At 57.5% G+C, this 18,195-nt stretch carries 12 protein-coding genes; 3 read left to right on the forward strand and 9 right to left on the reverse strand.

Features of this window, described 5'->3' with window-relative positions; genetic code table 11:
• Nucleotides 1-21: 21 nt before the first annotated feature.
• The 8 genes from HALTITAN_RS01490 to HALTITAN_RS01525 all read right to left on the reverse strand — a co-directional run bounded on the left by HALTITAN_RS01490 (nucleotide 22) and on the right by HALTITAN_RS01525 (nucleotide 10,673).
• Entirely contained in the window at nucleotides 22-1,404 is a 1,383-nt protein-coding gene (locus HALTITAN_RS01490; RefSeq protein WP_009286041.1) for an L-serine ammonia-lyase, read from the reverse strand.
• Nucleotides 1,405-1,686: 282 nt separating this feature from the next.
• Nucleotides 1,687-2,553, reverse strand: coding sequence for a formyltetrahydrofolate deformylase (gene purU / locus HALTITAN_RS01495; protein WP_009286042.1), 867 nt, complete (start codon nucleotides 2,551-2,553; stop codon nucleotides 1,687-1,689).
• A gap of 75 nt (nucleotides 2,554-2,628) precedes the next feature.
• The gene (locus tag HALTITAN_RS01500; RefSeq protein WP_039857453.1) at nucleotides 2,629-3,264 is read right to left on the reverse strand and encodes a sarcosine oxidase subunit gamma; all 636 of its coding nucleotides are present in this window, start codon (nucleotides 3,262-3,264) and stop codon (nucleotides 2,629-2,631) included.
• Nucleotides 3,257-6,307: a sarcosine oxidase subunit alpha family protein gene (locus HALTITAN_RS01505; protein ID WP_039857455.1), complete on the reverse strand. Its 3,051-nt coding sequence runs from the start codon at nucleotides 6,305-6,307 to the stop codon at nucleotides 3,257-3,259. The genes HALTITAN_RS01500 and HALTITAN_RS01505 overlap by 8 nt, the downstream gene beginning before the upstream one ends.
• Nucleotides 6,304-6,645, reverse strand: a complete 342-nt coding sequence (locus HALTITAN_RS01510; RefSeq protein WP_022521483.1) for a sarcosine oxidase subunit delta — start codon at nucleotides 6,643-6,645, stop codon at nucleotides 6,304-6,306. The genes HALTITAN_RS01505 and HALTITAN_RS01510 overlap by 4 nt, the downstream gene beginning before the upstream one ends.
• 24 nt (nucleotides 6,646-6,669) lie before the next feature.
• Nucleotides 6,670-7,920: a sarcosine oxidase subunit beta family protein gene (locus HALTITAN_RS01515; protein WP_009286043.1), complete on the reverse strand. Its 1,251-nt coding sequence runs from the start codon at nucleotides 7,918-7,920 to the stop codon at nucleotides 6,670-6,672.
• 47 nt (nucleotides 7,921-7,967) lie between these two features.
• On the reverse strand, nucleotides 7,968-9,281 hold the full coding sequence (gene glyA / locus HALTITAN_RS01520) for a serine hydroxymethyltransferase (protein ID WP_039857456.1): 1,314 nt from the start codon (nucleotides 9,279-9,281) through the stop codon (nucleotides 7,968-7,970).
• A 285-nt stretch (nucleotides 9,282-9,566) separates the two neighbouring features.
• Nucleotides 9,567-10,673 carry an FAD-binding oxidoreductase gene (locus HALTITAN_RS01525; RefSeq protein WP_027958316.1) on the reverse strand — a complete coding sequence of 369 codons (1,107 nt, stop codon included), beginning with the start codon at nucleotides 10,671-10,673 and terminating at the stop codon, nucleotides 9,567-9,569.
• A gap of 363 nt (nucleotides 10,674-11,036) precedes the next feature.
• On the opposite strand from HALTITAN_RS01525, the gene HALTITAN_RS01530 reads away from it, so the two are divergent.
• From HALTITAN_RS01530 to HALTITAN_RS01540, 3 genes are all read left to right on the forward strand, one after another.
• Nucleotides 11,037-12,323: an aromatic ring-hydroxylating oxygenase subunit alpha gene (locus HALTITAN_RS01530; protein ID WP_039857458.1), complete on the forward strand. Its 1,287-nt coding sequence runs from the start codon at nucleotides 11,037-11,039 to the stop codon at nucleotides 12,321-12,323.
• 133 nt (nucleotides 12,324-12,456) lie between these two features.
• Entirely contained in the window at nucleotides 12,457-13,095 is a 639-nt protein-coding gene (locus HALTITAN_RS01535) for a TetR/AcrR family transcriptional regulator (RefSeq protein WP_027958318.1), read from the forward strand.
• A 157-nt stretch (nucleotides 13,096-13,252) separates the two neighbouring features.
• Nucleotides 13,253-15,304 carry an NADH:flavin oxidoreductase gene (locus tag HALTITAN_RS01540; protein ID WP_009286046.1) on the forward strand — a complete coding sequence of 684 codons (2,052 nt, stop codon included), beginning with the start codon at nucleotides 13,253-13,255 and terminating at the stop codon, nucleotides 15,302-15,304.
• Between the two features lie 21 nt (nucleotides 15,305-15,325).
• Here HALTITAN_RS01540 and fdhF read toward each other — a convergent pair whose 3' ends face one another.
• Nucleotides 15,326-18,181, reverse strand: coding sequence for a formate dehydrogenase subunit alpha (gene fdhF / locus HALTITAN_RS01545; protein WP_039857953.1), 2,856 nt, complete (start codon nucleotides 18,179-18,181; stop codon nucleotides 15,326-15,328).
• Nucleotides 18,182-18,195 lie beyond the last annotated feature (14 nt).

Genomic DNA, 18,195 nt, shown 5'->3' on the forward strand with positions numbered 1-18,195 from the left:
ATCTACTTCAACAGCGGCTTGTTAACACTCAATAGCATTAACCGCTAACCCACCTTTGGATGTTTCTTTATACTTATCCAACATGTCTCGCCCCGTATCGCGCATGGTACGAATCACTTTATCTAGCGATATAAAGTGAGTGCCATCGCCGCGTAATGCCATTTGAGCGGCATTGATCGCCTTTACCGTTGCGATGGCGTTGCGCTCGATACAGGGAATCTGAACTAACCCACCCACAGGGTCACAGGTTAATCCTAAATTGTGCTCCAAGCCGATTTCGGCCGCATGCTCGACTTGTTCGGGCGTGCCCCCCATCACATCAGCCAAGCCAGCTGCCGCCATGGCACATGCCGACCCGACTTCTCCTTGGCAGCCTACTTCGGCGCCGGAGATCGAAGCATTTTTCTTACACAGAATGCCAATGGCGCCTGCCGCCAGCAAAAAATCCACCACGTTTTTCTCACAGGCATTGGGCTGAAACTTCATATAGTAGTGTAAGACGGCGGGGATGATGCCTGCGGCGCCGTTGGTGGGCGCCGTGACCATGCGCCCCCCTGCGGCATTCTCTTCGTTAACGGCGAGGGCAAAAATGTTCACCCACTCCATCGCTGAGAACGTTGAGGCGATCAGGCAATCGTTCTGCTCTGCCGCTTGAAGATGCTGGTGAAGCAGCTTAGCCCTGCGCTTAACGTTTAACCCCCCCGGCAGTACCCCTTCGTGGGTTAATCCATTGTCGATGCATTCACACATCACTTTCCAGATACGCCACAGTTCGTTTCTGACCTCCTCCTCCGTCCGCCAGACTTTCTCATTTTCCAGCATCAGCCGGCTGACACTTAGCTGCTCTTTTTTACATAGCGCCAAGAGCTCGTCTGCCGTATCGAAGTTGTAAGGAATGGTAACGCCACCCAAATCGTCCAGTGGCATATCCACCTGGGCCTGTTCAACCACGAAGCCGCCGCCCACCGAGTAATAGGTATTTTCATACACCAAGTCGCCCTGATGCGTAAAAGCCGCCAGCTTCATGGCATTAGGGTGGTGAGGCAAGCTCTCTTCATGAAAATAGAGGTCACTCTCCCAAACAAACGTCACTTCTTTTTCGCGGCCAAGCTGTAATGAGTGGCTCTCTTTAAGCGCCTGAATGGCTGGCTCAATAATCGAGGGATCTATTGTGCTAGGGCGCTCACCCATCAATCCCATAATAATTGCGTTATCGGTGGCATGTCCGATACCCGTGGCGGACAACGAGCCATAAAGATGGACTTCAAGATGCCCTACCTCATCAAGCAGGCTGTTTTCGCGCAGGGTTGTGACATACTTAAAAGCCGCCTGCATGGGCCCGACGGTATGGGAACTGGAGGGGCCTACTCCAATCTTAAAAAGGTCGAAAACACTGATAGGCATTGGAGCACCTCTTGACGTATAAACAGGGGAAAGTCAGGCGGTGCCTGACAATTTCAATAAGTTATTGATGTGATGATAAATAAAACTAATCTATCTTTTATTGATGATATTTTTATATTTATAAAATGATACTTTTAGGCACGATTTATCAAAAAAAACAAATGGTTACGTATCGCTCTGGCAAAAGCTTAGCAACGACAGCAACCCAGTTATAAAAGCGCGCTCAAACTGTTTGCGTTTATTAACAACAGCATTAGGCAAAAAGCATTGGTTACCAAAAAACTAGTTGCCAAAAACGACTGTGCGCCCTGAATAAAAGAACACGCGGCGTTCTAAGTGATAGCTAATCGCTCTAGCCAGGGTGAGGCACTCGATATCACGCCCCTTGGCAACCAGATCCTCCGGGTAATGGGTGTGATCCACAGGCTCGACACCTTGGGCAATAATCGGCCCTTCATCAAGGTCATTATTAATGTAGTGCGCCGTTGCGCCGACCAGCTTAACCCCTTTCTCATATGCCTGATGATAAGGCTTGGCGCCTTTAAAACCGGGCAGCAGCGAGTGGTGAATATTGATCGCCCGTCCGGCTAATAGTTCACACATAGAGGGGGAAAGCACCTGCATATACCTTGCTAGCACCACCAATTCAGCGTCGGTATCCGCGATGATTTCGCGTACCTGGGCTTCCTGCTGCAATTTCGTCTCGGGCGTGATCGGCAGGTAGTGGTAGGGCAAATCGTGCCATGCTGCCAATTGCTCCAGATCAGGATGATTGGAAATCACCGCTTTGATATCCAGAGGAAGCTGCCCTGTCCGATAACGGTAGAGCAGATCATTCAAGCAGTGATCGGCCTTGGAGACCATAATCACAGTGCCGGTGCGTTTGCCAGGGGCCGTCAATTCGAACTGCATATCGAATTCGCTTGCCCGCGCTGAAAAATCGGTGTGAAAGCGCTCTTCATGAAACTCATCTTGCTCTGGGCGAAACTCGGCGCGAATGAAAAAGCGCCCGCCGAGCCGATCATCGAAAGAGTTGAGTTCAGTGATATAGCACTGCTGCTCTTTTAGAAAGCGGGTGACGACGTCCACCGTTCCCAAGCGACTAGGGCATTGGGCGGCAAGTATCCAGGTATCGCTCATTCGGCTCATAGTGCATGCTTCTCAGTTAGCGGCAGACCGTTGCGGAAGATCATAGCGGCCGGAACAGCGCTCCGGCCTGCCCGCTTATTGTTGTACGTTAATGCCGAATTCTGCCCCGGCATCCAGCAACCAGCGGTAGCAGTAGTCGGCAAAGCTGCGCCGCACCACTAACTCCCAGCGCTCGTCACTGGGACGACGAAGAATAGTGGTCGCCTTAGCGAAGACGGTAGTGACACCTTTCCCCACCGGGAAATTGCTGGGATGAACATCGTAGATCACCGTTTTCATCAATAGCTCTCGGGCTGCTTCGCCGGAAAGCTCTAATAGCGTCTGGCCGCCGCTGACGTCGCTAATCGCGAAGTGGGCACTGCCCAATTGCTCGCGCAGCTTGGTCTCCAGTGGAAACTCTTCGCCACCTGGCACGATGACCAGCCACTCGTCCGGGGAGAGCCACTGGATAGAACGTTCACCGCTGGCATCTTGTACCAACGCCTGGGGTTGCCCAGGCAAGCTGATTCCCAGCACGTCGCGCACCGCCTCGTCGAGCACGATGGCACCACCCCGTAGGATCAAATGCCCAAGCATTGCCCGCTCGCGTAGCTGAAGCCGGCTTGGGCCGCCGGCCTGGGGCGCACCGCTGCGACGATAGCTATAGGCTAACGGGGATTCTACCGGGATAGCGGTATCAGTACGGGTGTCGAAAGTGGCCGCGTTAGACATGCTGGCGCTCTCCCTTGGGGTCGTAGAAAATGGTGCTGACGATTTCAGCCTCATGGGTTTGCCCATCCGCCATGGGCAGGTAAACCGTTTCACCCAACTTCTGATGGCCACCCTTAACCACCGCTAGCGCAAACCCTGAATCCAGAATCGGGCTGTAGTAGCTGGAGGTAACATGGCCCACCATCGGCATAGGAATCGCATGCTTGGGATCAAGCACGATCTGAGCGCCCTCTTCGAGGATCACCTTCGGATCCTTGGGCCGGAGCCCCACCAGCTGCTTGCGGTTCTCACGTTTGGTATCACTGCGCGTAAGGGCCCGCTTACCAATCCATGAGTAGGGCTTGTCGTAGCCAACGCACCACTGCATGCCCAGGTCTTCCGGCGTAACCGAGCCGTCGGTTTCCTGACCCACGATGATGAAGCCCTTTTCAGCGCGCAGAACGTGCATGGTTTCGGTGCCATATGGCGTCAAGCCGTACTTCTCGCCATGCTTGAACAGGGTCTGCCACACATGCATGGCGTAGTTTGCCTGAACGTTGATCTCGAAGGTCAGCTCGCCGGTAAAGGAGATGCGAAAGACCCGTGCAGGCACCCCCGCCACTTTCCCGGATCGCCAATCCATAAACTTAAAGCTATCGCGGTCAAGATCGAGATCACTGATCTCAGCGAGCAGCTTGCGCGCTTCCGGGCCGGTGATCGTCATGGTGGCCCAGTGGTCAGTCACTGAAGAGAAGTAGACATCCAGTTCCGGCCATTCGGTCTGATGCCACAACTCCAGCCACTCGAGGATGGCCGCCGCGCCACCGGTGGTGGTGGTCATCAAAAAGTGATTTTCAGCCAGACAGCTGGTCACGCCGTCATCGGTGACCATGCCATCGTCTTTGCACATCAGGCCGTAGCGGCACTTGCCGACTGCCAGCTTCTCCCACTTGTTGGTATAAATCCGCGCCAGAAACTCACGCGCATCTGGCCCTTGAATATCGATCTTGCCAAGCGTCGAGGCATCAAGAATACCAACCTTCTCGCGCACTGCCAGACACTCGCGAGCCACTGCCTCGTGCATCGTCTCGGTTTTGCCATTCACCTTCTGTGGGTAGTACCAGGGGCGCTTCCACTGGCCAACGTCCTCGAACTCGGCGCCACGCTCCACGTGCCACTGGTGAAGCGCGGTGTAGCGTTCGGGATCGAACAAATCACGGCAGTGGCGACCGACGATGGCGCCGAAGGTCACCGGGGTATAGTTGGGGCGAAACACCGTGGTGCCCACCTCGGGAATGGAGCGATTCAAGCAACGGGCGGCAATCGCCATGCCGTTGATGTTGCCCAGCTTGCCCTGATCCGTACCGAAGCCCATCGCGGTGTAGCGCTTGATGTGCTCGATGGACTCGAAGCCTTCCCGGGTCGCCAGCTCGATGCCCGCCGCAGTGACGTCGTTCTGCAGGTCGACGAACTGCTTGGGACCACGCAGCGTGGGCTTCTCGTGAGGCACCTGGAAGAGCGCCACCGCAGACCCTTGCTGCAGACGTTCGGCGCTCGGCAGAGTGACCGTCTGAACGGCATGACCCATGGCGGCCGCTGCCTTGATGCCCGCCTCGACACCTTCCGCCAGCACGTCACCCAGGGCATAGCAGCCGTTGGCACCGCCACACGCCTGAACGCCCTTCACCAGCCTCGGCACGAAGCCGAGAATATCGTCGCGCCAGGTAGGCCGCGCGCCGGTGTGGGACGCCAAGTGAATCACCGGGCTGTAGCCGCCGGAGCTGGCGATGGTGTCGCAGGCCAACTCCTGAACCGGGCCGCTGACTTTGAAAGCACCAATATCAATCTTGGCGACCCGCGCTGCAGTAACCCTATTGCTGCCCTTCGCCTCGATAACGGCGCTGCCCGTAATAATCTTGATGCCCTGGGCGCGAGCGGCATCGACCCAATCGCCCGCCGGCGCCTCGCGGGCGTCCACGATAGCGACGACCTCGCAGCCAGCCTCTTTCCAGTCCAGGGCAGCGCGGTAGCCGTAGTCGTTGCTGGTGGAGAGCACCAGCTTGCGACCTGGTGCCACGCCATAGCGACGGATGTAGGTCGATACAGCACCAGCCAGCAGGTTGCCCGGCACGTCATTGCCCGCGTAGACCAGCGGACGCTCGTGGGCGCCCGTGGACAGAATCACCTGACCGGCGCGTACCCGGTGCAGGCGTGCGCGTACCTGACGGTGACCATTTTCCACCGGTGCCGTATCGCCCAGGTGTTCGGTGCGCCGCTCATGCAGGGTAACGAAATTGTGATCGTGATAGCCGTTGGCCGTAGTACGCGGCAGCAGCGTGACGTTCTCGCAGCTCGCCAACTCGTCCAGCACCCGGGCCACCCACTGATCCGCCGGCTTGCCTTCTAGGGTTTCGCGGCTGGCCAGCAGCGAGCCGCCCATCTCTTCCTGCTCATCGGCCACCATCACCCGAGCGCCGCTGCGCGCGGCGGCCAGCGCTGCCGCCAGACCCGCGGCGCCTGCGCCGACGACCAGCACATCGCAGTGCTGATTGAAGTGATCATAGTTATCCGGATCGGCTTCCATGGGGCTGCGACCCAGCCCCGCCGCCTTGCGGATGTACTTCTCGTAGGTCAGCCACATCGAGGCCGGCGCCATGAAGGTCTTGTAGTAGAACCCCGGTGGCATAAACTGCCCGCCCAGCTTGCCGAACAGGCCCATCAGGTCGCGCTGTACGTTCGGCCAGCCATTGGTGCTGCTGGCGGCCAAGCCTTCATATAGCGCCTGCTGGGTGGCGCGTACATTGGGCACCTGGGCCGCTTCACTGCTGCCTAGCTGCACGATGGCATTGGGCTCCTCGGCGCCCGCAGCGACAATGCCGCGGGGCCGAGAGTATTTGAAGCTGCGGTTAACGATATCCACACCGTTAGCTAGCAGCGCCGAAGCCAGGGTATCCCCGGGGTGCCCTTGGTAACGCTGGCCGTTAAAGGTAAAGCTCAACGTGCGGGAGCGATCGATACGGCCGCCCGTGTTAAGGCGGTACACTTGTTGCTTGGACTGGCTCATGCCCGCACTCCTTCTTGTTGGCTTACCGCAGCGCCCTCGCGAGCCTGGCTTTGGCTGTCGGCAGTAATCGACGGCTGCTCGCCCATTTTGTAAGTTTCGAGAATCTCGTAGCTCACGGTGTGACGCGTCACGTTGAAAAACTTGCGGCAACCCACCGCATGCACCCACATTTCATGGTGAACGCCACGGGGGTTGTCACGGAAGAACAGGTAATCCCCCCACTCTTCGTCACTACACGCCTCGGGCTCCTTGGGGCGCTCGATATGCGCCTGGCCCTTGGGGTGGAATTCCTCTTCCTCACGGTGTTCGCCGCAGTAGGGGCAGTAGATATAGAACATGCGAATACTCCTCTCGTATGAACCCTAGTGGGCCACGCCGGCAGCGCCGTGTTCGTCGATCAGCGCACCGCTATGGAAGCGGAACATGGAGAACGGCTCAGCGATGGGGTGCATTTCCCCCTTGGCCAGGCTGGCAGCGAATACATGCCCCGACCCTGGTGTGGCTTTGAAGCCGCCGGTACCCCAGCCGCAGTTGAAGTACAGACCCTTCACCGGCGTTTTGGAGATAATCGGACAGGCATCCGGGCAGGTATCGACGATACCGCCCCACTGACGGTTCATGCGTACCCGAGAGAAGATCGGGAACATTTCAACGATCGCCTGGAGCGTGTGCTCCACGGTGGGATAACTGCCGCGTTGACCATAGCCGTTATAGCCGTCGATGCCCGCGCCGATCACCAGGTCGCCCTTGTCGGACTGGCTGATGTAGCCATGCACCTGGTTCGACATCACCACCGTATCGAGAATAGGTTTGATCGGTTCAGAGACTAAGGCTTGCAGCGGATGGGACTCCAACGGCAAGTTAAAGCCGCCCATCTTGGCCAGCACGGAGGAGTTACCGGCAGTCACACAACCGACGGTTTTGGCTTCAATATCGCCACGGTTGGTGTGTACACCGTAGATCTGGCCATCACGAATCTTGAAGCCGGTGACTTCGGTCTGCTGCAGAATATCCACGCCGTGGGCATCGGCACCGCGGGCATAGCCCCAGGCCACGGCATCGTGGCGGGCCACCCCCGCGCGCGGCTGCCAGGAGGCACCCATTACCGGGTAACGCGCGTTTTTGGAGCAGTCCATAATCGGCACCAGCTCCTGCACTCCTTTGGCGTCTAAAACTTCACCGTCAATGCCATTCAGCCGATTGGCATTCACCCGACGCTGGATATCGCGCATGTCCTGCAGGGTATGCCCCAGGTTGAGCACCCCCCGCTGGGAGAACATGACGTTGTAGTTAAGGTCTTGGGAAAGCCCTTCCCACAGTTTCATTGCGTGTTCGTAAAGCGCAGCGGATTCGTCCCATAAGTAGTTGGAACGCACAATGGTGGTATTACGGGCGGTATTACCACCGCCCAGCCAGCCTTTCTCAATCACCGCCACGTTCTTGACGCCGAACTCTTTCGCCAAATAGTAGGCCGTGGCCAAGCCGTGACCGCCACCACCAACGATGATTACATCGTACTGCTTCTTGGGTGTGGGGTTGCGCCACTGGCGCTCCCAGTTCTCGTGGTGGCTCAGCGCGTGCTTGACCAGGCCGAAGCCGGAATAGCGTTGCATAGTGGTCTCCTCAGTTCAGCCGCGCCGGGCCCTGCCGGCAAGCCGATTCAAGCAATGGATTCGACGGCTTCAGCGGCGGACTCAGCGTAGACAGGGTGCTGGGCACACACGTCGGTCACTTTGGCCTGCACCTCGGCTTCAATGGAAGCCGTGTCTTTGCCTGCAGCCAATTCGTCCAAGATGTCGCAGATCCAGCCAGCCAGCTCGCTACACTCCTCAGCATCGAAGCCGCGCGTGGTGACCGCTGGGGTGCCAATACGCAGGCCAGACGTCACAAAGGGGCTTTGTGGGTCGTTGGGCACCGTGTTTTTATTCACCGTAATATGCGCGCGGCCAAGGGCTGCATCCGCATCTTTACCGGTAATGCCCTGGCGGATAAGCGAAACCAAAAAGAGATGGTCGTCGGTACCGCCGGACACCACATCGTAGCCGCGCTCCATAAACACTTTGGCCATGGCCTGGGCGTTATCGATCACCTGCTGCTGGTAGCGCACAAACTCCTGGTTCATGGCTTCCTTAAACGCCACCGCCTTAGCGGCGATCACATGCATCAGCGGGCCGCCCTGCTGGCCTGGAAAAACCGCGCCATTAAGCTTTTTATACAGCGCTTCGTCGCCATCGGCGGAGAGAATCAAGCCGCCGCGGGGGCCGCGCAGCGTTTTATGAGTGGTGGTAGTTACCACATGAGCGTAAGGGAGCGGGCTCGGATAGAGGCCAGCGGCTACCAGGCCAGCGACGTGGGCCATATCGACCATCAACCAAGCGCCTACCTCATCGGCGATGGCGCGAAAACGCCGCCAATCCACCACGCGAGAGTAAGCGGAGAAACCCGCGATGATCATCTTCGGCTGGTGCTCGCGAGCTAAGCGCTCGACTTCTTCGTAATCGATCTCGCCGGTTTCCGGCTTGAGGCCATACTGCACGGCGTTGTAGTGCTTACCCGAGAAATTGGGGGCGGCACCATGGGTTAAGTGACCGCCGTGTGCCAGGCTCATCCCTAATACCGTATCGCCCGGCGATACCAGGGCCATAAACACAGCGGCATTGGCCTGGGCCCCGGAGTGCGGCTGCACATTGGCATAATTGGCACTAAAAAGGTGGCAGGCTCGCTCAATGGCCAAGGCTTCAACCTTGTCAACGAACTCACAACCACCGTAGTAACGGCGACCTGGATAGCCTTCTGCATACTTGTTGGTCAGCTGTGTACCTTGCGCTTCCATAACAAGTTTGCTGGTATAATTTTCGGAGGCGATCAACTCAATATGCGCTTCTTGGCGAACCGTTTCTTCAGCGATTGCTTCAGCAAGCAGACTGTCGTAATTGGCCAAACGGGCATTGGGGGAAAAATTATTCTGAAGCATTACCGCCTCCTCATTAGTCACTTTTTTATTAAGTGCTGGACATACTCTTTAATGCTGATAAACCCAGGTCGCTTTCAACCAAAGTCCCTATCAACGCGTTCTTACCGCGATACTATCGTTGGAGTCCGGGCCCAAGATGCTTGCCGACGTCACCACGCGATGTATTTGCGACATCGGCAAGATTTAGCCAATAACACGGCTGACGCCGCCCAAAAAGCAAAGCGCCCTAGACGGGAAGTAACCGTTTAGGGCGCTTAAAACTAGGCAGCAAGGTGCTTGCCGGGGCTAAAAATCGACGATTAAATCCCCCTTCGGCCGACTGCAGCACGACAGGATATAGCCTTCTTCGACATCCTCATCGGTAATACCGCCGTTATGCTCCATTTCCACTTCTCCCGACTTGAGCTCCACTCGGCAAGTACCGCAAATCCCCATGCCACAAGCTTTGGGGATATGCAGACCCAGCTTGGCCGCCGCCGCATGAACCGTCTCCCCCGGCTGAATACGCACACTTTTCCCTGAAGAGGCAAACTCGATACTAAACAAGTCGCTGGTGTCGACATTTTCAGCATCAACCTCTGCCTGTTCGGCCAGCTCAAGGACATCTTCACGTACCTCAACCGGCGTAGCGCCAAACGACTCCTCATGGTAGTGATCCATGTTGAAGTTGTTGGCACGAAGAATATTTTTGATGGCGTTCATGTAAGGGGTCGGGCCGCAGCAGAATATCTCCCGCTCCATAAAGTCCGGCACAATGAGTTCGAACAGCGGCTGGGTAAGGTAGCCACGGTAGCCGGCCCAGGCCTCGCCGATATCCTCTTTGTTCTCGCAAATAATATGCAGCTTGAACTCGGGAATACGCGAAAACATATGCACCAGTTCACGATGATAAATCACATCGCGAGGGGCACGGGCGCTGTGTATAAATTCAACGTCAACAGCGGCGTTGGTATCAAACAGCCAGCGCGTCATGGACATCAATGGGGTAATGCCCACCCCGCCAGAGAGAAACAACACTTTTTCGGCAGGAAAATCAATGGAATTGAAGTTGCCTACCGGGCCATGCACGACCAGCTCGTCGCCCACTTTTAGGTTCGCATGCAGCCAGTTGGATACCTTGCCCCCTGGCACTTGTTTAACGGTGATTGAAAAGCTGTAAGGGATGGAGGGAGAGCTGGAAATGGTATAGGAGCGCATGATCGGCTGATTATCAATCTCCAGCTCCAGCGTCACGAACTGACCGGGCTTGAAGAAGAACAGCACGGGCTGCTCGGCCATGAAGCAGAACGTGCGCACATCCTGGGTTTCTTGAATCACCTTGACGCAACGCACCTGGTGGCGGCCGTTGGTCCAGGTTTGGGTCGTGACCGGATTGAAAAAATTAGTTGTCATTGTCGCCTCTGCCTGACCAGCCTTCATCACCATGCATCGCCGAACCGTATTTGCGATACGGTCAGCACCTTTGAGCTGCATTTTGGGGACGCGCCTGCCGACCGACTTACCTGACAGCGACTCGCACTTACCTCGTGCCACTCTTTATCGCTTAGAAACCTCTTTTTTCGTCGCCACTACGCCATCTAATGTCGCGGGCAGACAATTGGCAGGCCAGCGCCTGCAACACAATCGGAGCCTGACGTCAGGCCACATTTGAATCAAACGCCAGGTTACGCAACAGAACAACAAGATACGCAATATTGACTATCGGCCGATTCGCAGCCCTTGAGGGGGGAGCGGAGGTTTACGAGGATACTGGTAATGGAAAAAAATGTTTCTAATCGGATGGATGATCCACTCGCTGCAGCTCGTGACTCAACGGTTCAGATGCTGCAAGAAAGAGGACGTACCTTTTCGCTTCCACAGCCGTTTTACAACGATGCCCGCCTGTTCGCGCTTGATATGCAGGAGGTCTTCGAAAAGGAATGGCTGTTTGCCGGCATGACATGCGAGATCCCTACCAAGGGCAACTTCATGACATTGGATATTGGTAATAATCCCATCGTCATCGTGCGCGGCAGTGAAGGCGCTATTCATGCGTTTCACAATGTTTGCCGCCACCGCGGTTCGCGCCTTTGTGTACAGGATAAGGGTAAAGTTGCAAAGCTCGTCTGTCCGTATCACCAGTGGACCTATGAACTTGATGGCCGCTTGTTGTTTGCCGGTAGCGATATGGGCACTAACTTCAATCTCGATCAATTTGGCCTCAAACCGGTCAACGTGCATACAGCCGGAGGCTTCATCTTTATCAACCTGAGCGATGAACCGCCTGCGATTGATGATTTTCTGCAAACGCTTGAGCATTACCTTGAGCCGTACCAAATGGACAACGTCAAGGTTGCCGTCGAGTCCAGTATCGTCGAGCAAGCCAACTGGAAGCTCGTCATCGAAAACAACCGCGAGTGCTATCACTGCAACGGCGCTCATCCTGAGCTGCTGAACTCATTGCAAGAGTTTGATGACACCGAGGATCCGCGTGCAACGCCTGCCTATAAGGAACTGGTGGCATGCAAACAAGCAGATTGGGATGAGGAACAAGTTCCCTATCAGTTGAAGCGCCTTGGCAAACGCAATCGACTGACCCGCACGCCGCTGCTGGATGGCATTGTCTCCATGACAATGGACGGTAAACCCGGCTGTAAGAAACTAATGGGCCGATTAACAAGCCCTGATATGGGCTCACTGCGCATTCTGCATCTGCCCAATTCATGGAATCACTTCATGGGCGATCACGCGGTGGTATTTCGCGTGCTACCGCTTGGCCCGCAGCAAACCGTGGTGACCACTAAGTGGCTGGTTCATAAAGATGCCGTGGAAGGCGTTGACTACGACCCCGAGCAGCTCCGCCGAGTATGGGATGCGACCAACGACCAGGATCGCCAACTCGCCGAAGAGAACCAGCGTGGCATTAACTCCAAGGCTTACCAACCCGGCCCTTACTCCGAGACCTATGAGTTCGGCGTTATCGACTTTATCGACTGGTACGCCGCCCGCATGCTCGAGAACCTAGGATATGATGCGCCGACGTTACACTTAGCCCAAGGTTAAAACTTGAAGGATCAAGGCAGCGACGTTTACCGTCACTAGGACTTAGCCAGAGTAGCTGACAACGTGTACACATAAGAGACACCTGTGTACACTTTGCCACACTACTCCTAGACTATTCTTAGAGACCTGCTCAATGCCATCCACCGATATTCCCGCTGCCAAGGGTTCTCAAGACGTCTGGCTTGATGCGGCGTTTGAGCTACTACTGGAATCAGGCGTCGATAGCGTGCGCATTCTTTCCCTGGCCAAGCGACTAAAGCTTTCTCGAACCAGTTTCTACTGGTTCTTCAAGGATCGCGAGGCACTGCTGGAGGCACTGATCGCACGCTGGCGTGAAAAGAATACCCAAGGACTAGTACATCAAACCGAAGCCTATGCCGAGAATATCGTCGAGGCGATGCTCAATGTCTTCGACTGCTGGCTGGATCCTAAACTGTTCGACTCCCCACTAGAGTTCGCCATGCGCAGTTGGGCGCTACAGTCAGCGTCAGTAGTGAGTGAAATCGATGCAGCTGATGCCACCCGTATCGAAGCACTGGCGCGAATGTTCCAGCGCTACGGCTATGATCCGCTGGCGGCCAACGTTCGTGGCCGCACCATATATCTAACCCAGATCGGCTATATCTCGATGAAGACCCAGGAACCGCTCGAGGTGCGCATGCAGCGCATCCCCGCCTATGTCGAAATCTTCACCGGCCAGCCGCCTGGGTCCAGGGAATTGCAACGCTTCCATGCCCGCCATGGTTATTATTCTCCAACCGGTACTTACTAGCCCACAGCAAGCCTGATCGGCTAACACCACCTACCTCCCAGCCGTGCCAGCGGTTAAACATGTTCGCTTCGAAATGTACATCATTGAACATTTAATTGACAACAATGAACATTAGCGCCTAGATTTATTAAATACACAATAAAATAGAGCGCTACCCATGGTTAACGATCCGCTGCTGCAGCCCTTCCAGCTCAAGCATCTCACCCTGAAAAACAGGCTTATGATGACAGCCCATGAGCCCGCTTACCCTGAGGATGGGATGCCCAAGGCACTCTACCGGGCCTATCACGTCGAGCGCGCCAAGGCAGGCCTTGGTCTGACCATGACTGCCGGATCCGCGGCGGTAGCCAAGGACAGCCCACCCGTGTTCAACAACATTCTCGCCTATAAGGATGAAGTAGTGCCCTGGATGCGTGAGCTGACCGACGCCTGTCACGAGCACGGCACCGCAGTGATGATCCAGCTCACCCACCTGGGCCGGCGCACCCGTTGGGATAAGGGCGACTGGCTGCCAGCGGTGTCGCCTTCGCATCGTCGTGAGGCGTCCCACCGCGCTTTTCCCAAGCAGGTAGAGGATTGGGATATTGAGCGCCTGATCCGTGACTACGCCGATGCCGCCGAGCGTATGCACGCCGCCGGTCTCGATGGCATCGAGCTACAGGCCTATGGTCACCTGATGGATCAGTTCTGGTCGCCGCTGACCAATACCCTTGAGGAACCTTATGGCGGCGATCTCGATAACCGACTACGTTTCACCTTCGACGTGCTGCGCGCTATTCGCCAGCGGGTGGGTGAAGCGTTTATCGTAGGCGTGCGCTACACCGGCGACGAGATGCTGCCGGGCGGGCTGACCTCCGGCGATGGGATGGAGATATCGCGACGCTTGAAGAGTAGCGGCTTGGTCGACTTCCTCAACGTGGTTCGCGGCCACATCGACACCGATGCAGGGCTCACCGACGTGATTCCCATCCAGGGCATGCCCAGCGCCCCGCACCTGGATTTTGCCGGCGAAATACGTCGCGAGATCGACTTCCCCACCTTCCATGGCGCCAAAATCCAGGATGTCGCCACTGCCCGTTATGCCATCGCCTCAGGCAAGGTCGACATGATCGGCATGACCCGTGCCCACATGGCCGACCCGCACATCGTGCGCAAGATCGCCGAAGGGCGGGAGGAAGAGATCCGCCCCTGCGTTGGCGCAAACTACTGCCTTGATCGCATCTATCAAGGCGGTGCCGCCTACTGCATCCATAACGCCGCCACCGGGCGCGAAACCACCATGCCCCACACCATTCCCAAGGCGGCACAGCAACGGCGAGTCGTGATTATCGGCGCAGGGCCAGCAGGGTTGGAAGCCGCTCGTGTTGCCGGTGAGCGTGGCCATTCGGTGGTGGTGTTCGAAGCCGCCAGCGATGCTGGAGGGCAGATACGTCTTACGGCGCAGAGTGAGCGGCGTCGCGAGATGCTGGGCATCATCGATTGGCGCCTGGCGCGCTGTGAGGCACTCGGCGTCGAGATCCGCTACAACGTCTGGGCCGAAGCCGAGGAAGTGTTCGCCGAAAAGCCGGATGTGGTGATCGTGGCCACCGGCGGCTACCCCATGGAAGACCAGCCCGCAGTCGGCAGCGACTTAGTCGTCAATACCTGGGACATACTCTCCGGGCACGTGCCGCCGGGCAAACGGGTATTGCTGTTCGACGATGCAGGCGACCACGCAGCCCTGCAGGCGGCTGAGATCATTGCCGCCGCGGGGGCCGAGCTCGAGATTATGACGCCGGATCGCACCTTCTCCGCAGAGATCATGGCCATGAACCTAGTGCCCTACATGCGTTCCCTGCAGCGTGCCAACGTCACCTTCACGCCGACTTACCGGCTGAAGTCCGTGCAGCGCGACGGCAGTGAACTGCTCGCCGAAATCACCAGCGATTATGCCATTCATGGCCAGCAGGATAGTGGGCATGAGCGGCGTATCGACCAAGTGGTGGTCAACTACGGCATCACACCGCTGGCCGATATCTATTTCGAGCTAAAACCGCACGCCAGCAACCGTGGCGAGGTGAATTACGACGACCTGATCGTGGGCACCCCCCAGAGCGTGACTAGCAACCTGGATGGTCGCTTCCAGCTGTTCCGGATCGGCGATGCCGTCGAGTCCCGGAACACCCACGCGGCCATCTACGACGCGCTCAGGTTGGTCAAAGACCTTTAATACAACCCGCCGATCCACTACCTATATAGTTCCACCATCAGCGGGCAACTTTCCGGCAGATGCGAGGCTGCAGGCCGCATATTTGAACTCCGGAATCTTGCCATAGGGATCCAGCGCTGGATTAGTCAATAGATTCGCTGCTGCTTCCCCGTAACAAAAGGGTACGAAGACCATACCCTCTGGCATGCCCGGATCCGTCCTCACTTTGAGGGTGATGGCTCCTCGCCGGGTGGTGATCGTCAGGTCATCGCCTGGCGCCATCCCCAGCCGGATAAGCTCAGCGGGCGCCAAGCTCGCCACGGCTTCCGGCTCCAGATCATCGAGTACTTTGGCACGGCGGGTCATGGAACCCGTATGCCAGTGCTCTAATTGGCGCCCGGTAGTCAGCACCGTTGGGTAGTCGTTATCTACCGGCTCATCCGGTGGCAGTGGCCGCGTGGGTGCGAATTTCGCCCGGCCGCTGGCGGTGGGGAAGGCATCGCTGAAGACTACGTCTTGCCCCGGCGCGTCCTCTGCTGGGCAGGGATAGGTCACCGACTGCTCGCGCTCCAGACGCTCCCAGGAGATATGGTCGAGTGAGGGCATGCCTTGCTTCATCTCGGCGAAGACGTCCCGCGGATGCTGGTAATCCCAGTCCAGGCCAAAGCGTTTGGCGATTTCCTGGATAATCCACCAGTCCGGCTTGGCCTGGCCCGGTAGCGGCAACGCCGCACGCCCCATCTGCACCTGCCGATTGGTGTTGGTGACGGTGCCGTTTTTCTCAGGCCAGGCGGAGGCAGGCAGGATGACATCGGCAAACTGGGCAGTCTCAGTGACAAACAGATCCTGTACCACCAGATGTTCCAGCTTGGCCAGTGCGGCCCGGGCATGGGCCAGATCCGGGTCGGACATCGCCGGGTTTTCGCCCTGGATATACATGCCGCGAATGGTGCCCGCGGTGATAGCGTCCATAATTTCCACCACGGTGAGACCCGGCGTGGGATCCAGTTTGGTATTCCACAGTTCTTCGAACGCCGCACGAACCTGATCATCATTGACCGGCTGGTAGTCGGGCATGACCATGGGAATCAGCCCGGCATCAGAAGCCCCCTGAACGTTGTTCTGCCCCCGCAAAGGATGCAGGCCGGTGCCAGGGCGACCGGTCTGGCCGCAGGCCAACGCCAGCGAAATCAGGCACCGGGCGTTATCGGTACCGTGGGTGTGCTGGGAAATGCCCATGCCCCAGAAAATCATTGCCCGCTCGGCGTTGGCATAGAGCCTAGCCACCTCGCGAATGGTCTCGGGCTCAACGCCGCACAGGCCGCTCATCGCTTCGGGGGTCATGTCGACGGTATGAATTTTCAGGGCCTCGAAGCCCTCGGTATGCTCGGCGATATAAGCCGTATCATAAAGTTCTTCACTGATGACCACATTCAGCATGGCATTAAAGAGGGCCACGTCGGCGCCCGGTGAAAAGCGCACGCTCAGGTGGGCGTAGGCATCCAGCGACTGACCACGGGGGTCGATTATCACTATCTTGGTACCGCGCTTGGCGGCCTGTTTAAAGAAGGTGGCCGCCACCGGATGGTTTACCGCGGGATTACAGCCGGTAAGAATCACCACGTCGGCCTGGCTGGCCTGCATAAAGGAGGCGGTTACCGAGCCTGAACCAATACACTCCATGAGTGCCGCCACTGAGCTTGCGTGGCACAAGCGGGTACAGTGATCCACATGGTTGGAGCCAAAGCCGGTACGCACCAACTTCTGGAACAGCCACGCCTCTTCGTTGGAACACTTGGCGCTGCCGAACCCCGCCAGGGCATCAGGGCCATGGGCCGCTTTAAGGTTCACAAGCCCGCCGGCGGCAGCCTCCAGGGCTTCATCCCAGCTCGCCTCGCGGAAATGCGTCAGAGGTTTGGCGGGGTCGAAGTCCGGGTCGATTCCCTTTGCGACACCCTCGCGACGAATCAGCGGGGTAACAAGCCGGGATGGATGGCGCGGATAGTCATAGCCGAAGCGCCCTTTAACACATAGCCGGTTCTCGTTAGAGGGGCCGTCGCGCCCCTCCACATAAAGGATCTCATCATCCTTGATATGGTAGGTGAGCTGGCAACCCACCCCGCAGTAGGGGCATACCGAGTCGACCTTACGGTCGGCGACGGCAGAATCGCCGTGGCCCGCCTGATCGACCAGGGTAGCGGGCATCAGGGCGCCGGTGGGGCAGGCCTGAACGCACTCGCCACAGGCCACGCAGGTGCTATCCCCCATAGGGTCGTCGAAATCAAACACGATCTTGGACGCCGCCCCCCGGTGAGCCAGTCCGATCACGTCGTTAACCTGTACTTCGCGACAGGCACGCACACACAGGTTGCACTCGATGCAGGCGTCAAGATTGACGCGCATGGCGGAGTGGCTGCTGTCCTGCGCCAAACTATCCGTCCGGGAAGCCACATGATGCACGGTGGGCATCTCGCGCTCTTCGCGCCTGGGCAGCTTACGGCGCACCGCCGTGGCATCAATGGCCAACTGGTCAGCCATGGCCCAGAAATGGCTTGAGCTGTCGGGGCTCTCTTCCCGCTCAGGCTGGTCGACCAGCAGCATCTCCATGACCATCTTGCGGGCGGTATGCGCCCTTTCGGAGTTGGCGCTTTTGACCACCATGCCAGGGGCTGCCTCACGGAGACAGCTGGCGGCCAGGGTGCGCTCGCCCTCGATTTCCACCATACAGGCGCGGCAGTTGCCGTCGGCGCGGTAACCGCTTGTGTCCTTAAAACAGAGATGGGGAATGGTTTCGCCGGCACGCTTGGCCACCTGCCAGAGGCTTTCACCGGGAGTTGCACTCACCTCAACGCCATCCAGCGTCAGGGTAAAGCTTTTGCCTGGGTTTTGTTCGCTCATGCTCATGTTCATCC

The organism is Vreelandella titanicae BH1, from assembly GCF_000336575.1.
Classification (GTDB): Bacteria; Pseudomonadota; Gammaproteobacteria; order Pseudomonadales; family Halomonadaceae; genus Vreelandella; species Vreelandella titanicae.

Excerpts from the sequence above, each read along its gene's own strand:
- HALTITAN_RS01490 (WP_009286041.1), bottom strand. The coding sequence starts at position 1,404 with ATGCCTATCAGTGTTTTCGACCTTTTTAAGATTGGAGTAGGCCCCTCC.
- purU (WP_009286042.1), bottom strand. The coding sequence starts at position 2,553 with ATGAGCCGAATGAGCGATACCTGGATACTTGCCGCCCAATGCCCTAGT.
- HALTITAN_RS01500 (WP_039857453.1), bottom strand. The coding sequence starts at position 3,264 with ATGTCTAACGCGGCCACTTTCGACACCCGTACTGATACCGCTATCCCG.
- HALTITAN_RS01505 (WP_039857455.1), bottom strand. The coding sequence starts at position 6,307 with ATGAGCCAGTCCAAGCAACAAGTGTACCGCCTTAACACGGGCGGCCGT.
- HALTITAN_RS01510 (WP_022521483.1), bottom strand. The coding sequence starts at position 6,645 with ATGTTCTATATCTACTGCCCCTACTGCGGCGAACACCGTGAGGAAGAG.
- HALTITAN_RS01515 (WP_009286043.1), bottom strand. The coding sequence starts at position 7,920 with ATGCAACGCTATTCCGGCTTCGGCCTGGTCAAGCACGCGCTGAGCCAC.
- glyA (WP_039857456.1), bottom strand. The coding sequence starts at position 9,281 with ATGCTTCAGAATAATTTTTCCCCCAATGCCCGTTTGGCCAATTACGAC.
- HALTITAN_RS01525 (WP_027958316.1), bottom strand. The coding sequence starts at position 10,673 with ATGACAACTAATTTTTTCAATCCGGTCACGACCCAAACCTGGACCAAC.
- HALTITAN_RS01530 (WP_039857458.1), top strand. The coding sequence starts at position 11,037 with ATGGAAAAAAATGTTTCTAATCGGATGGATGATCCACTCGCTGCAGCT.
- HALTITAN_RS01535 (WP_027958318.1), top strand. The coding sequence starts at position 12,457 with ATGCCATCCACCGATATTCCCGCTGCCAAGGGTTCTCAAGACGTCTGG.
- HALTITAN_RS01540 (WP_009286046.1), top strand. The coding sequence starts at position 13,253 with ATGGTTAACGATCCGCTGCTGCAGCCCTTCCAGCTCAAGCATCTCACC.
- fdhF (WP_039857953.1), bottom strand. The coding sequence starts at position 18,181 with ATGAGCGAACAAAACCCAGGCAAAAGCTTTACCCTGACGCTGGATGGC.